Genomic DNA, 13,009 nt, shown 5'->3' with positions numbered 1-13,009 from the left:
GGCTGCTCATGCCGTACGCGGGAGCGACGCGTGTCGCTCCAGGAAGGCCGACACGTCCGAGGCGCGGCGGTGCGGGAGCAGCACGCGCGCGGTTCCCGCCAGCATCGTCTGGATGCGGGACGACTGGACCTCGTTGAGGAGGTCCAGGACGCGCATGCCGGCCAGGGCCGCCTCGTCGGGATGGCCGCCGCGGGCCAGGTCATCGGCCAGTTCGGCGGTGTACAGGGCGATGTTGCGGGTGAAATGCGGGTCCTGGAGCTGGGCCGCACGCCGGGCATGGCGGGCCGCGCGGGGCCAGTCGCCCAAGGTGGACCAGCACTGCGCCTCCAGGCCCTCCAGTTCGGCCTCTCCGTAGAAGCTCATCCACTCGGGGTCGTTCTCCGAGGGGCCGCGGTCGTACAGGGCCTGGGCGCGGACCAGTGCCTGCTCGCAGCCGGTGCGGTCGGCGAGTCCCGCCCAGCCGCCCGCCTCACGCAGTGCGAGCAGCGACATCAGGCGGGCGGAGCCCAGGGGGCGTGCGACGCGTTGCGCGGCCTGCGCGGCACGCAACGCCTCCCGCGGCCGTCCCGCGTCCCGTGCGAGGAACGCCGTGTTGCAGAAGGCGTGCGCCTCAAGGCCGGGGTCGCCGGACATCCGGGCGGTCGCGAGCGCCTCCGCGTAGTGCGAGCGCGCGTCGTCGAACCGGCCCGAGTCATGGGCCAGCCAGCCCACCGAGATGGCCAGCTCACCGGCGCCCGAGTGCAGGCGGTCGGCGGTCGTCTGCCGGGTCGCGCCGGCGTCGAGCAGCGCGTACGCGGCGCGCAGCGGGGCAGCCGCGCGCTGGTATAGGCCGTCCGCGCCGTGCCGGTCGTCGAGCAGCCGGATTCTGCGCACGGCTGCCTCCAGGGCATCCGCCTCGCCCGCTCCGGAGCGGCGGGCCGGGCGCTGTACGGCCGATGCGTCGGCGGCGAGCCCGATGGGGCCCAGGGCGGCGGCCACCGTGGCGCCACCGCCGGTCATGAATGCGCGACGTAGCACGTCGCTCTCCTCGTGGTTCTCGTACGTCTCGTAGGGGTTCTGCGGGTCATACGGCTCGTACGCCCCTTCCGTCTCACCGGGTTCGTACGCCGGGCTTGTGGTGTGCAAGGGGGGCATGTCCTCGCGGTTTCGCGCCCCCCGTCCGCGTACGGATGCGCGGGGCGCAAAGCCCAGGTCGGTGAGCGTGCGGCCGGGGAACATGTGCAGGAACACCCGCTCGTACGCGTAGTTGGGGCAGCGGATCTCACCCGCCTCGACCCGACCGATGTAGCGCGCGTCACAGCTGACCCGCTCACCGATCTCACGGGCGGCTCGCCGGACCGCCGCGGCGAACTCGGCCGGCGAGCGCTGGGCGCGCAACTGCCGGAACGCGAGATTCGGCCGCGGTGGCCGGGGAGACTGAGACGAGGTCACCTCTGACGACGCCATGGCCGGGTCCTCTCGTGCGAACCGTCGAACCATGCCGGATATAGGGCTGGTTGTCCGTGAGGCACCCCTGCGTCCGGCGGGCAAGAACGTACCTGCTGTGTCGGAGCCACCACGCAGTGTTTGGCTACAAACCGGATATCTCATCCGTGATCTGCCATGAACTGCCATCCTTTGCGGCTGACTTCTCGCGTAGCCGTTGACACGGCGACGCGTTGGACTCTGTGGACCGGGAGCCGCCCGACTCCCGACCCGCTCGTCCTAGGAGGGGTTCCGTGGTGGAGGCCGGGATGGAGACCAGCCAGAGCGTCGAACCGTGCATGCCGTGCATGCCGAGTGCCCCGGTGACGACGGCGGGGCACGCACCGACTCCGGAGAGCAGCGCGACGCCGTTCGCCGCCGACGCGGACGGGTGCGACCTGGTGACCGTGCCCGCTCGGCAGGGGCTGGAGGCGGTCGACATCCTGCGACGAGGGGCCGGGGACTCGGTGGGGCCGGTGCTGCACGACGACGGCTGCGACACCCTGGGCTTCGTGGTGCCGGCCGGGACCGCGGCGGGGTGGGATGTCCCGGGGAGTACGTGTACGGAGACGGACGGGCGGGGGTCGTGTCTGAATCCCGAGCCGCCGGTGGAGGGGTCGGACTGGCTGCTGCCGCCGGGGGAGGTCGATCTGGCGACGGATCCCGCGGTGCTGCGGGCGGCGCTGGGGGAGGCGGCTCGGTTGATCGAGGCGGCGGACAACTGTCGGTGACGGGTGGTGTGACGTGACCGTCGGTTGTGGCTGGGTTGGGGTGAGTCGCGCAGCCCGGCGCTGACGGGGTGCCGCCTGCGCCCACCCGTGCCGCCCCAGGCGGCACGCATGCCCGCAGCTTGGGCGGGGCGGGCATCAGCCGCCCGCAGGCTGACGGGGTCGGCTGCCTCGATAATGGCCCAATGGGAAAGTCCAGGAAGTTGCGGCGGCGTGGTGGGGGTGATTCGGCTGTCGTCGAGGCTGTCGACGGGGGGCTGGCCGAGCTCATACCGGATCGGGATCGCGCCCGGGGCTGGACGTTGCTCATCGACGGGGCGCCGCAGTCGTATGTGGACCTGGACGACCCCGCCCATCTCTCCTTCGAGTACCAGCGGCGGCTCGGCCACGTCGTCGATCTCGTCGCCCCGCCCGGCAGCCCCGTTCACGTCGTGCATCTCGGCGGTGGGGCGCTGACGCTGGCCCGCTATGTCGCGGCCACCCGGCCCCGGTCGACCCAGCAGGTCGTCGAGCGGGACGCCGCCCTCGTACAACTGGTGCGCAGGCAGCTGCCGTTGGAGCCGGGGGCCCGTATCCGGGTGCGGTCCGTGGATGCGCGGGAGGGGCTGGCCAAGGTGCCCGACGGGTGGGCCGACCTGATCGTGGCCGATGTGTACAGCGGGGCCCGCACGCCCGCCCACCTCACCTCGACGGAGTTCCTGGACGAGGTACGCAGGGCGCTCAGACCGGGTGGCTGGTACGCCGCCAACCTCGCGGACGGCCCACCGCTGACCCATCTCCGGGGCCAGATCGCCACCGCGTCCGCCGGTTTCGCAGAGCTGGCGCTAGTGGCCGACCCGACGGTGCTGCGGGGAAAGCGGTTCGGCAACGCAGTCCTCGTAGCCTCCGACCACCCTCTGCCGATCCCTGAACTGACCCGCCGAGCCGCCTCCGACCCCCACCCGGCCCGAGTCGAACACGGCAAACCCCTGACCGACTTCACCGGCGGAGCCACACCGGTGACGGACGCGGTGGCGACAGCGTCCCCGGCACCACCGCCTTCGGTATTCCGCTAACGCCGGTGAGGTACAGCGCCCCTTAAGGGGCGCGGGGAACTGCGCGACAAGCCCCCACGAACCCGTTGACGAACCAGCCCAACCAGCGGAGCTAATACGTACCGATGTCCACGCGAGGCGCACTGTCGTGCCAAGTACAGAACACCGACACCCGATCCGCACCCTTCGCGAACTCCACCCGAATCCACGTCTCCGTCTTCCACACCTGCATCGACCACCCGGCGGCCGGCGAAGCCGACACCAGCGTCGCGGAGGTCTCACCCAGGTCGAAGACCGCCCGCCCGCCCTCGGTGTCGTAGCTCTTGACCCGGCCGGAGGCGGTGGGGGACGGACCGGGGGCTTGCGTCGACGCCGAAGCCGAGGGCGTCGCACGCGGCTTCGGCGTCGACGGCGGCTCGCTCGACGGAGTCCCCGTCGGCTCCGCCCGTGCCGTCGAGGAGGCCAGCGGCTTCGACTCCTGCGTGGTCGCGTCGCCGGACGTGATGGGGAGGGCGCGCGGCGGGTCGTACGCCGTGCCCGCCATCACCGTGTGGACACCCCACCACGACAGCGTGACCGCCGCGCCCGTGGCGAGCATCCACGCGAGAACGTGTATGAGACCCCTGCGCATCGCGGGCCATACTGCCTCACGCGTCCCACCGGTGTCGCCCGGATGCACACCGCCTGGAGTTGTCCACAGGCGCCGGACCGGTGTCCATCGCATGGCGTACGGTGCGGCGCATGGCAAGTGTGCTCGTGGTCGAGGACGACCAGTTCGTACGCTCGGCCCTCATCCGGCATCTGACCGATGCCGCGCACACCGTGCGCAGCGTCGGCACCGCGCTCGAGGCGCTGCGCGAGGTCGCCCATTTCCGTTTCGACGTGGTCATTCTCGACCTCGGTCTGCCCGATCTGGACGGGTCCGAGGCGCTGAAGATGCTGCGCGGCATCACCGATGTCCCGGTGATCATCGCCACCGCGCGGGACGACGAGACGGAGATCGTCCGGCTGCTGAACGCGGGTGCGGACGACTACCTGACCAAGCCGTTCTCGGTCGACCATCTCTCCGCCCGGATGGCCGCGGTGCTGCGGCGGTCCCGTGCGGCGGCGGGGGAGGCACCGCCGTCCACCGTGATCCGCGTCGGCGGGCTGACCGTGGATCCGCTGCGCCGCCAGGCCGAGCTGGACGGCGTACGCCTCGACCTGACCCGGCGCGAGTTCGACCTGCTCGCCTTCCTGGCCGGGCGGCCCGGTGTCGTCGTACCGCGCAAGGAGCTGCTCGCCGAGGTGTGGCAGCAGTCGTACGGAGACGACCAGACCATCGACGTCCATCTGTCGTGGCTGCGCCGGAAGCTGGGGGAGACGGCGGCGCGACCGCGTTATCTGCACACCCTGCGCGGGGTCGGCGTGAAGCTGGAGCCACCAGGGGTGGAGCCATGAGGTGGGCACTGGTCAAGGTCTCGCTGGCGGTCACCGCCATGGTCGTGGTCGCCTTCGCGGTGCCGCTGGGCCTCGTCATCAAGGGGATGGCCCGGGACCGCGCGTTCTCCAACGCCGAGCGGGAGGCCGCGGCCGTCGCCCCGGCGCTGTCCATCACCACCGACCGCGACCAGCTCGAGCGCGTCGTCGCCTCCGCGGGCTCGGATGCCGGGATGGCCGTGCACATACCGGCCTCCGACGGTGCCGCCGCCGTCGGCCTGGGCAAGCAGCGCGCCGCCGACGAGGACATCGCGACCGTACGGAAGCTGGGCCGCGCCTCCACCACCGAGGTGCCCGGCGGGTCCACGCTGCTGCAGCCGGTCGCGCTGAGCTCCGGTGAGATCGCCGTGGTCGAGGTGTACGTCCCCGAGTCCGAGGTGACGAACGGCGTCGACACCGCGTGGGCCGTGCTTGCCGCGGTGGCGTTCGCGCTCGTCGTCGGCTCGGTCGCGGTCGCCGACCGGCTGGGCGTACGCATGGTGCAGCCCGCGCAGCGGCTGGTCGAGGGCGCGCATGAACTGGGGGAGGGGAAGCTGGGCGCCCGGGTGCCGGAGGAGGGGCCGACCGAACTGCGGCTGGCGGCGGTCGCGTTCAACTCCATGGCCGATCAGGTCGTACAACTGCTGGCGAACGAGCGGGAGTTGGCGGCCGATCTCTCCCACCGGCTGCGCACCCCGCTGACCGTGCTCCGGCTCAACGCCGCCTCGCTCGGGGACGGGCCCGCCGCCGAGCAGACACGGGCCGCCGTCGCCCAGTTGGAGCGGGAGGTCGACACCATCATCCAGACGGCACGGGAGGCCAAGCCGCAGACCGCTGCGCCCGGTGCCGGGGCCGGATGCGATGCGGCCGAGGTGGTGCGGGAGCGGATGGGGTTCTGGTCGGCGCTCGCCGAGGACGAGGGGCGCAAGGTGCGGGTGGCCGGGGTCGACCGGCCGGTGCGGACACCCGTGGCCCGGGCGGACCTGGCGGCCGCGCTGGACGCCCTGCTCGGCAATGTCTTCCGGCACACCCCCGAGGGCACGGCCTTCGCCGTCGACGTGCACGACGGCGAGGACGCGGTGATCGTGCTCGTCTCCGACGCGGGCCCCGGCATAACCGACCCCGAGGCCGCGATGGCCCGCGGGCGTGGCTCGGGGAGCTCCGGCTCGACCGGCCTCGGGCTGGACATCGTGCGGTGCCTCGCCGAGTCGACGGGCGGCGACGTACGCATCGGCTCCTCGGTGCTCGGCGGCACGGAGGTGCGGATCTGGATCCAGCTTGACGGGCGGGCACCGGAGCGCAGGGGGCATCGGGGGACGGTACGGCGGCGGTCACCCCGATGATCGGCGTCAACGACGTCGTGTCCGAGATCTTCAAGATCGACGACGCCACCCAGCTGGTGAACTTCGCCAGGTCCAAGGGCCTCGGCCGGCTGTCGATGTGGTCCGCGACCCGCGACAAGCAGTGCCCGGGCGGCACCAAGCCCGCCGCCGACGCGACCTGCAGCTCGATCGTCCAGGACGAGCACGCGTTCTCGAAGGCGTTCGCCGCGTACCAGTAGGTCAGGGTCGCCTCCAGGGGGCGTACAGCCGCCGGTGCGGTTGTGCGCCCCCTTTGTGTGCCCCGAGAGGGGGTGCGGTGATGTCGATTACGTTTCGACAACTGGGGCGGCAAACCCTTGACGCATGACTGGACATACGGCTGTTATTACGCCACCCATGTTCGGTCAAGTTGGTTTCTGAGTGATTACGACGGGACTCGACGCGGCTCGCTCATGGTAGAACCCTCACCCCTGGAGCCGTTCATGCACGATCTCTCCCCCTCGGGCCTCGCCCTCTCCGCGCCCAGCCGCCGCACCCTGCTGCGCGGCATAGGCGGCGCGGCCGTGCTCGGTGCCGGCATACCCCTGCTCAGCGCGTGCGGCGGCAGCGGTACGGCCGCCGACCCGAAGACGGTCACGTTGGGCTCGAAGGCGTCGGACCCGGTGCCGAAGAAGGCGTTCGCCGACATCTACGCGGCCTACAAGAAGAAGTCCGGCATCACGGTCGACGTGAACACCAAGGACTCCAACACCTTCCAGGAGCAGATCAACTCCTACCTCCAGGGCACGCCGGACGACGTGTTCACCTGGTTCGCCGGGTACCGGATGCAGTTCTTCGCGGCCAAGGGCCTCGCCACGCCGATCGACGACGTGTGGCAGACCATCGGGGGCAACTTCCCCGAGGCGATGAAGAAGCTCAGCAAGGGTGAGGACGGCAAGTACTACTTCGTGCCGCTGTACACGTACCCCTGGGCGGTCTTCTACCGCAAGAGCGTCTTCAAGCAGTACGGCTACCAGGTCCCCACCACCTGGGACGACTTCGTCGCGCTGTGCAAGCAGATGCAGAAGGACAAGCTGGTCCCGATGGCCTTCGGCGACAAGGACGCCTGGCCCGCGCTCGGCACCTTCGACCAGATCAACTTCCGCCAGAACGGCTACGACTTCCACGTCGAGCTGATGGCGGGCAAGGCGTCCTGGACCGACGCCAAGGTGCGCAAGGTCTTCGACCTGTGGACCGAGATCCTCCCCTACCACCAGGAAGGCGCCGTCGGCCGCACCTGGCAGGACGCCGCCCAGACCCTGGCCTCCAAGAAGGCCGGCATGTACATGCTGGGCACCTTCGTGGCCCAGCAGTTCACCGACAAGGCCGCCCTCGACGACCTCGACTTCTTCGCCTTCCCGGAGATCGACCCGGCGTACGGGCAGGACACCGTCGAGGCCCCGACCGACGGCTTCATGATGAGCAAGAGCCCGAAGAACAAGGCCGAGGCCGTCAAGCTGCTGGAGTACCTCGGCACCCCGGAGGCCGAGACCATCTACCTCAAGTCCGACCCGAGCTCGGTGCACGCCTCCACCAAGGCCGACACCTCGTCGTACACGCCCCTGCAGAAGAAGGCGTACGACATGATCTCCGGCGCCAAGTCCCTGACGCAGTTCATGGACCGCGACAGCCGCCCGGACTTCACCTCCACCGTGATGCAGCCCGCGCTGCAGAAGTTCGTCCGTGACCCCAAGGGCGTCGACAGCCTGCTGTCTTCCATCGAGCGCCAGAAGAAGACGATCTTCGCCCAGTCATGACAACCGAAACCACCAAGGAGATCCCGGAGGCGGCCGCCGTGCCGCCTCCGGGCGTTGCCCCCGCGCCCAAGGCCCCCCGCGGCCACCGCCGTCTGCTCACCCGCCGGGACCGGATCACCCTCGGTTTCATGGCGGGTCTGCCGACGATCCTGCACGTCGCTCTCGTCTGGGTGACGGCCCTCGCCTCGATCGCGCTGGCCTTCACCACCTGGGACGGCATCGGCTTCGACTCGATCCACTGGGTCGGGCTGCAGAACTTCAAGGAACTGTTCGAGCAGAATCCGCAGTTCTGGCCGGCCGTCCAGCACAACGTCATCTGGTTCGTCGTGCTGATCGCGATCCCGACACCGCTGGGCCTGTTCCTGGCCGTGCAGCTGGACAAGAAGATCCGCTTCAGCCGCGTCTACCAGACGGCGTTCTTCCTGCCCGTCGTCATGTCGATGGCCGTCATCGGCTTCGTCTGGCAGCTGATCTACAACCCCGACACCGGCCTGATCAACAGCCTCATCGGGGCCAACGAGCCGGGCAAGTACATCGACTGGATCGGCGACCCGGACCTCAACCTGTGGGCCATCCTCGTCGCCGCGTCCTGGCGCCACGCCGGCTACATGATGATCCTGTACCTGGCCGGCCTGAAGGGCGTGGACCCGTCCCTGCGGGAGGCGTCCGCGCTGGACGGCGCCAACGAGTGGCAGACGTTCAAGAACGTCATCTTCCCGACCCTGCGCCCGACGAACACCGTCGTCCTCGTCGTCACCATCATCGAGGCCCTGCGCGCCTTCGACCTGGTCTTCGTCTTCAACAAGGGCGCCGAGGGCACCGAGCTGCTCTCGATCCTGGTCACCAACAACATCATCGGCGAGTCCAGCCGTATCGGTTACGGCTCCGCGATCGCGGTCGTCCTGCTGCTGATCTCGCTCGTCGTGATCATTCCGTACCTGGTGGCCACCTTCCGGAAGGAGCGGCGCGCATGAGCACCACCGTCGTGACCAAGCCCCGTACGCCCATCCGCCCCGCCCGGATCCTGCTGCACCTCTTCCTCGCGGGTGCCTCCCTGGCCTGGCTCGCGCCGCTGCTGTGGGCGCTGTACTCGGCCATGCGGCCGTACGCGGAGACGAGTGAGAAGGGATACGTGTCCTGGCCGGACACGCTGAACTTCGACAACTTCACCAACGCGTTCACGCAGTCGGACATGGGGCACTACTTCGTCAACACGATGATCATCGCCGTCCCGGCGGTGCTGTTGACGCTGTTCCTGTCGTCGATGGTCGCCTTCTACGTCAGCCGCTTCGACTTCCGCCTCAACCTGGCGCTGCTGCTGGTCTTCACCGCGGGCAACCTGCTCCCGCCGCAGGTCATCATCACCCCGCTGTACCGGCTGTACCTGCTGATCGACCTGCCCGGCATCACCATGAGCGGCAAGCTGTACGACTCCGCGCTCGGCCTGGTGCTGATCCATGTCGCGTTCCAGTCGGGCTTCTGCGCCTTCGTGCTCAGCAACTACATGCGCACGCTGCCGCACGAGCTGACCGAGGCCGCGCTGGTCGACGGCGCCTCGGTGTGGCGGCAGTACTGGCAGATCGTGCTGCCGCTGTGCCGTCCGGCGATGGCGGCCCTGGCGACGCTGTTGTCCATCTGGATCTACAACGACTTCTTCTGGGCCCTCGTGCTGATCTCGACCGGCGAGAACATGCCGATCACCTCGGCGCTGAACAACCTCACCGGGGCGTACTTCACCGACCCCAACCTGGTCGCCGCCGGCGCCCTGCTCACCGCGATCCCGACGCTGATCGTCTACTTCGTGCTCCAGCGGCAGTTCGTCAGCGGCCTCACGCTCGGCGCCAACAAGGGCTGACCCCCTTTCCCGAAAGAGAACCCCGTGCACAACCCCTTCACCCTGGTGGCCACCGTCCCCGTGGACCCGCGCACCGCCCGCGTCCACGAGGAGGGCTGGCAGTCCTGGAGCCCCAGCGGCGCCTACGCCCTCGGCGAGACCCCCCACCGCCCGACCAACGACAACTGGGCGACGGTCTGCTACCGCCCCGGCGTCACCGTCCCCGCCGGGACCTTCCAGGGCGAGGGGCTGCTCGCGCTCGACCCGGGCGACGGCTCACCGGTCCGGCTGTGGGCGACGCCGGACCCGCAGCACACGGTCCCGTCCATCCGGCTGACCGTCCAGGGCGACCAGGCGGAGATCAGCGCCGACGGACCGGTGAAGCTGGTCACCGGGACGGACATCCAGTCGGTGCTGGCGGACTGGGCCGCCGGCCTCGGCGTACCGGCCCCGCACCCGGCGCCGACCGTCTGGTGCTCCTGGTACGAGTACTTCACCGACATCACCGAGGACGACATCCACGAGAACCTCCGTGCGATGGACACCCTCGACCTGCCCATCGACGTCGTCCAGATCGACGACGGCTACCAGAGCAAGCTGGGCGACTGGCTCATCCTCTCCGGCCGCTTCCGCTCCCGCGCGGGCATCGCCGACGCGATCCGCGCGCGGGGCCGCCGGGCGGGCATCTGGACGGCACCGTTCCTGGTGGACCCGAGCAGCGAGCTGGCCGCCACACAGCCCGACTGGCTGGTGCGCGACGCGGACGGCGCGCCCCTGCACGCCGGCGTCAACTGGGGCCACGACCTGTACGCCCTGGACACCACCCACCCGGAGGCGGCGGCCTACCTGGTCGAGGTGTTCAGCACGCTCCGCACCGAGGGCTACGACTACTTCAAGGTCGACTTTCTCTACGCGGGCGCCCTGGACGGCGTACGACACTCCGGCGCGGACCCGCTCACCGCGTACCGCGAAGGCATCACCCTCATCCGCGAGGCGATCGGCGACGACGCCTACCTGCTGGGCTGCGGCGCTCCGATCCTCCCCTCCATCGGCCTGTTCGACGCGATGCGCGTCAGCGCGGACACCGCGCCGTACCGCCGCCCCAAGGCGGACGACTACAGCCAGCCCGGCCAGGACGCCGCCGAGTTCACGGGCGTCGGACGGCAGTGGCAGCACGGCCGCCTCTGGATCAACGACCCCGACTGCCTGATGGCCCGCCCGGCGGTCGAGACCCGCGAACGCTGGGCGGCGCACGTGGCGGCGACAAGCGGCCTGATGGCGTCCAGCGACCGGCTGCTGTCGCTCGACGAGTGGGGCGTGGCCACAACACGCCGTCTTCTGAGCGGAGTTGCCCGATGACCAAGCGTGTACTGAACGTCCCGGGCATCGCGTACGGCGGCGACTACAACCCCGAGCAGTGGCCCGAGGAGGTCTGGGCCGAGGACGTACGCCTGATGGGCGAGGCCGGCGTGACCATGGTCAGCGTCGGCATCTTCTCCTGGGCGCTGCTCGAACCCGCCGAGGGCGTGTACGACTTCTCCCGCATGGACAAGATCCTCGACCTGCTCCACGCGGGTGGCATCGCCGCCGACCTGGCGACCCCGACGGCCGCACCCCCGGCGTGGTTCTTCCGCAAGCATCCGGAGGCGCTGCCCGTCGACAAGGACGGGCGCAGGCTGTCGTACGGCAGTCGCCAGACGTTCTGCCCGAGCAGCCCCGCCTACCGTGAGGCCGCCCTGCGGATCGCGGGCGCGCTGGGCGAGCGGTACGCCGACCACCCGGCCGTGGTGATGTGGCACGTCCACAACGAGTACGGCTGCCACAACGCGGAGTGCTACTGCGACGAGAGCGCGGCGGCCTTCCGCCGCTGGCTACGGACCAGGTACGCAGACGACCTCGCGGCCCTCAACCACGCCTGGGGCACCACCTTCTGGAGCCAGTGGTACTACGACTGGGACGAGATCATCCCGCCCCGCGCGACGGGCGCCGTCCCCAACCCGACCCACCAGCTGGACTGGCGCCGCTTCTGCAGCGACGAGCTGCTGTCGCTGTACGAGGCGGAACGGGACGTCCTGCGCAAGGCAGCCCCGTCTCTGCCGGCCACCACCAACTTCATGGTGATGTACAACTTCGACGCCCTGGACTACTGGCGCTGGGCCCCGGAACTGGACGTGGTCTCGAACGACCATTACCTCCGCTCCACCGACCCCGAGTCGGAGATCGACATCGCCCTCAGCGGCGACCTGATGCGCTCCCTCGCGGGCGGCCCCTGGCTGCTGATGGAGCACTCGACGGGCGCGGTGAACTGGCAGCCGGTCAACCGGGCAAAGAACGCGGGCGAGTTGCGCCGCAACGCCCTCGCCCATGTCGCCCGCGGCGCCGACGGCATCGCCTACTTCCAGTGGCGGGCCGCCAAGGCGGGCGCCGAGCAGTGGCACTCGGCGATGCTGCCGCACGCGGGCACGGACAGCCAGATCTGGCGGGACGTCGTCCAACTGGGCGCGGATCTCAAGGCGTTGGCCGAAGTGCGCGGCAGCACGGGCGCGGCGGAAGTCGCCATCGTCTGGGACTGGGACGCCCGCTGGGCCCTCGAACTCCCCTCCCAGCCCAGCGAGATGGTCCGCCATCTCGACCTCGTCCGCTCCTGGTACGAGCCGCTGTGGCGGTCGGGCGTCGCCGTGGACTTCGTACGCCCGGACGCGGACCTGTCGTCGTACCGCCTGGTCCTCGCCCCCAGCCTTTACCTGGTCGACGACGCGAGCACCGCCAACCTCACCGCCTTCGCCGAACGCGGCGGCACGCTGGCCGTCGGCTTCCACAGCGGGATGGTCGACGAGAACTGCCATGTACGGCTGGGCGGTTACCCCGGCGCGTTCCGCGAGGCCCTGGGCGTCCGCACGGACGAGCTGTTCCCCCTGCTGCCGGGCGAGAAGGTCGGCCTCGGCGGCGACGCGACCGCAACCCTGTGGTCGGAGCGCGTCCACCTGGAAGGCGCCGAGGCGGTCGCCTCGTACACGGACGGCCCCCTGGCCGGTGTCCCGGCGGTGACCCGCAACTCCCATGGCACGGGGACGACCTGGTACGTCTCCACCCGCCCCGACCCCGACACCCTCGCCGCCCTCCTGGACCGCATGCGCGCCGAGGCGGGCGTACGGCCGGTGCGGGTGACGCCGGAGGGGGTGGAGGCGGTGTTGCGACGAGGTGAGAACGCCGACTACCTCTTCCTGATCAACCACGGCGACCGGGACGCTGAGGTCGAGGTCACGGCCGACGCGACGGACCTGTTGGCGGGCAAGCCCGTCGAGGGCGGCACGGTCACTGTCCGGGCGGGGCACGTCGTGGTCGCAAGGGAGCCCCGAGGGTGAACGAGGAG

The 13,009-nt window shown here is 70.4% G+C and carries 11 protein-coding genes and 1 pseudogene; 10 read left to right on the top strand and 2 right to left on the bottom strand.

Annotated features, from left to right (window positions below; translation table 11 throughout):
• Positions 1–6 precede the first annotated feature (6 nt).
• A complete protein-coding gene (locus QQY66_RS17485) occupies positions 7–1,446 on the bottom strand; it encodes a hypothetical protein (protein ID WP_301981289.1) in 1,440 nt (479 codons plus the stop codon).
• Between the two features lie 272 nt (positions 1,447–1,718).
• Between QQY66_RS17485 and QQY66_RS17480 the strand changes: the two genes are divergently transcribed.
• Together QQY66_RS17480 and QQY66_RS17475 are read left to right on the top strand one after the other, a co-directional pair.
• Positions 1,719–2,195: a hypothetical protein gene (locus tag QQY66_RS17480; RefSeq protein WP_301981288.1), complete on the top strand. Its 477-nt coding sequence runs from the start codon at positions 1,719–1,721 to the stop codon at positions 2,193–2,195.
• A 182-nt stretch (positions 2,196–2,377) separates the two neighbouring features.
• The gene (locus tag QQY66_RS17475; RefSeq protein ID WP_301981287.1) at positions 2,378–3,247 is read left to right on the top strand and encodes a spermidine synthase; all 870 of its coding nucleotides are present in this window, start codon (positions 2,378–2,380) and stop codon (positions 3,245–3,247) included.
• Positions 3,248–3,338: 91 nt separating this feature from the next.
• Here the strand turns inward: QQY66_RS17475 and QQY66_RS17470 are convergent, their stop codons facing one another.
• Complete coding sequence (locus tag QQY66_RS17470) at positions 3,339–3,857, bottom strand: hypothetical protein (protein WP_301981286.1); 519 nt, start codon at positions 3,855–3,857, stop codon at positions 3,339–3,341.
• A gap of 110 nt (positions 3,858–3,967) precedes the next feature.
• On the opposite strand from QQY66_RS17470, the gene QQY66_RS17465 reads away from it, so the two are divergent.
• The 8 genes and pseudogenes from QQY66_RS17465 to QQY66_RS17430 all read left to right on the top strand — a co-directional run bounded on the left by QQY66_RS17465 (position 3,968) and on the right by QQY66_RS17430 (position 13,001).
• A complete protein-coding gene (locus QQY66_RS17465; protein WP_301981285.1) occupies positions 3,968–4,666 on the top strand; it encodes a response regulator transcription factor in 699 nt (232 codons plus the stop codon).
• Positions 4,663–6,027 carry a HAMP domain-containing sensor histidine kinase gene (locus QQY66_RS17460; protein WP_301981284.1) on the top strand — a complete coding sequence of 455 codons (1,365 nt, stop codon included), beginning with the start codon at positions 4,663–4,665 and terminating at the stop codon, positions 6,025–6,027. The genes QQY66_RS17465 and QQY66_RS17460 overlap by 4 nt, the downstream gene beginning before the upstream one ends.
• Positions 6,012–6,245 (top strand): annotated as a pseudogene (locus tag QQY66_RS17455) (sugar hydrolase); the annotation flags it as partial. The gene QQY66_RS17460 and the pseudogene QQY66_RS17455, both read left to right, overlap by 16 nt.
• A 243-nt stretch (positions 6,246–6,488) precedes the next feature.
• The gene (locus QQY66_RS17450; protein ID WP_301981283.1) at positions 6,489–7,802 is read left to right on the top strand and encodes an ABC transporter substrate-binding protein; all 1,314 of its coding nucleotides are present in this window, start codon (positions 6,489–6,491) and stop codon (positions 7,800–7,802) included.
• Complete coding sequence (locus QQY66_RS17445; RefSeq protein WP_301981282.1) at positions 7,799–8,776, top strand: carbohydrate ABC transporter permease; 978 nt, start codon at positions 7,799–7,801, stop codon at positions 8,774–8,776. The genes QQY66_RS17450 and QQY66_RS17445 overlap by 4 nt, the downstream gene beginning before the upstream one ends.
• Positions 8,773–9,657: a carbohydrate ABC transporter permease gene (locus QQY66_RS17440; protein WP_301981281.1), complete on the top strand. Its 885-nt coding sequence runs from the start codon at positions 8,773–8,775 to the stop codon at positions 9,655–9,657. The genes QQY66_RS17445 and QQY66_RS17440 overlap by 4 nt, the downstream gene beginning before the upstream one ends.
• A 24-nt stretch (positions 9,658–9,681) precedes the next feature.
• Positions 9,682–10,995 carry a glycoside hydrolase family 36 protein gene (locus QQY66_RS17435; protein ID WP_301981280.1) on the top strand — a complete coding sequence of 438 codons (1,314 nt, stop codon included), beginning with the start codon at positions 9,682–9,684 and terminating at the stop codon, positions 10,993–10,995.
• Positions 10,992–13,001 carry a beta-galactosidase gene (locus QQY66_RS17430; protein ID WP_301981279.1) on the top strand — a complete coding sequence of 670 codons (2,010 nt, stop codon included), beginning with the start codon at positions 10,992–10,994 and terminating at the stop codon, positions 12,999–13,001. The genes QQY66_RS17435 and QQY66_RS17430 overlap by 4 nt, the downstream gene beginning before the upstream one ends.
• The last annotated feature ends 8 nt before the right edge of the window (positions 13,002–13,009 follow it).

The sequence above is a fragment of the Streptomyces sp. DG2A-72 genome (assembly GCF_030499575.1).
Lineage (GTDB): Bacteria > Actinomycetota > Actinomycetes > Streptomycetales > Streptomycetaceae > Streptomyces.
Note: the sequence above shows the minus strand (reverse complement) of the source record. Positions and strands in the feature narration are given on the sequence as shown.

What these genes read in the sequence shown, in the direction of transcription:
- QQY66_RS17440 (WP_301981281.1), top strand. Translation starts at nt 8,773, where the DNA reads ATGAGCACCACCGTCGTGACCAAGCCCCGTACGCCCATCCGCCCCGCC.
- QQY66_RS17470 (WP_301981286.1), bottom strand. Translation starts at nt 3,857, where the DNA reads ATGCGCAGGGGTCTCATACACGTTCTCGCGTGGATGCTCGCCACGGGC.
- QQY66_RS17465 (WP_301981285.1), top strand. Translation starts at nt 3,968, where the DNA reads ATGGCAAGTGTGCTCGTGGTCGAGGACGACCAGTTCGTACGCTCGGCC.
- QQY66_RS17460 (WP_301981284.1), top strand. Translation starts at nt 4,663, where the DNA reads ATGAGGTGGGCACTGGTCAAGGTCTCGCTGGCGGTCACCGCCATGGTC.
- QQY66_RS17430 (WP_301981279.1), top strand. Translation starts at nt 10,992, where the DNA reads ATGACCAAGCGTGTACTGAACGTCCCGGGCATCGCGTACGGCGGCGAC.
- QQY66_RS17485 (WP_301981289.1), bottom strand. Translation starts at nt 1,446, where the DNA reads ATGGCGTCGTCAGAGGTGACCTCGTCTCAGTCTCCCCGGCCACCGCGG.
- QQY66_RS17450 (WP_301981283.1), top strand. Translation starts at nt 6,489, where the DNA reads ATGCACGATCTCTCCCCCTCGGGCCTCGCCCTCTCCGCGCCCAGCCGC.
- QQY66_RS17445 (WP_301981282.1), top strand. Translation starts at nt 7,799, where the DNA reads ATGACAACCGAAACCACCAAGGAGATCCCGGAGGCGGCCGCCGTGCCG.
- QQY66_RS17475 (WP_301981287.1), top strand. Translation starts at nt 2,378, where the DNA reads ATGGGAAAGTCCAGGAAGTTGCGGCGGCGTGGTGGGGGTGATTCGGCT.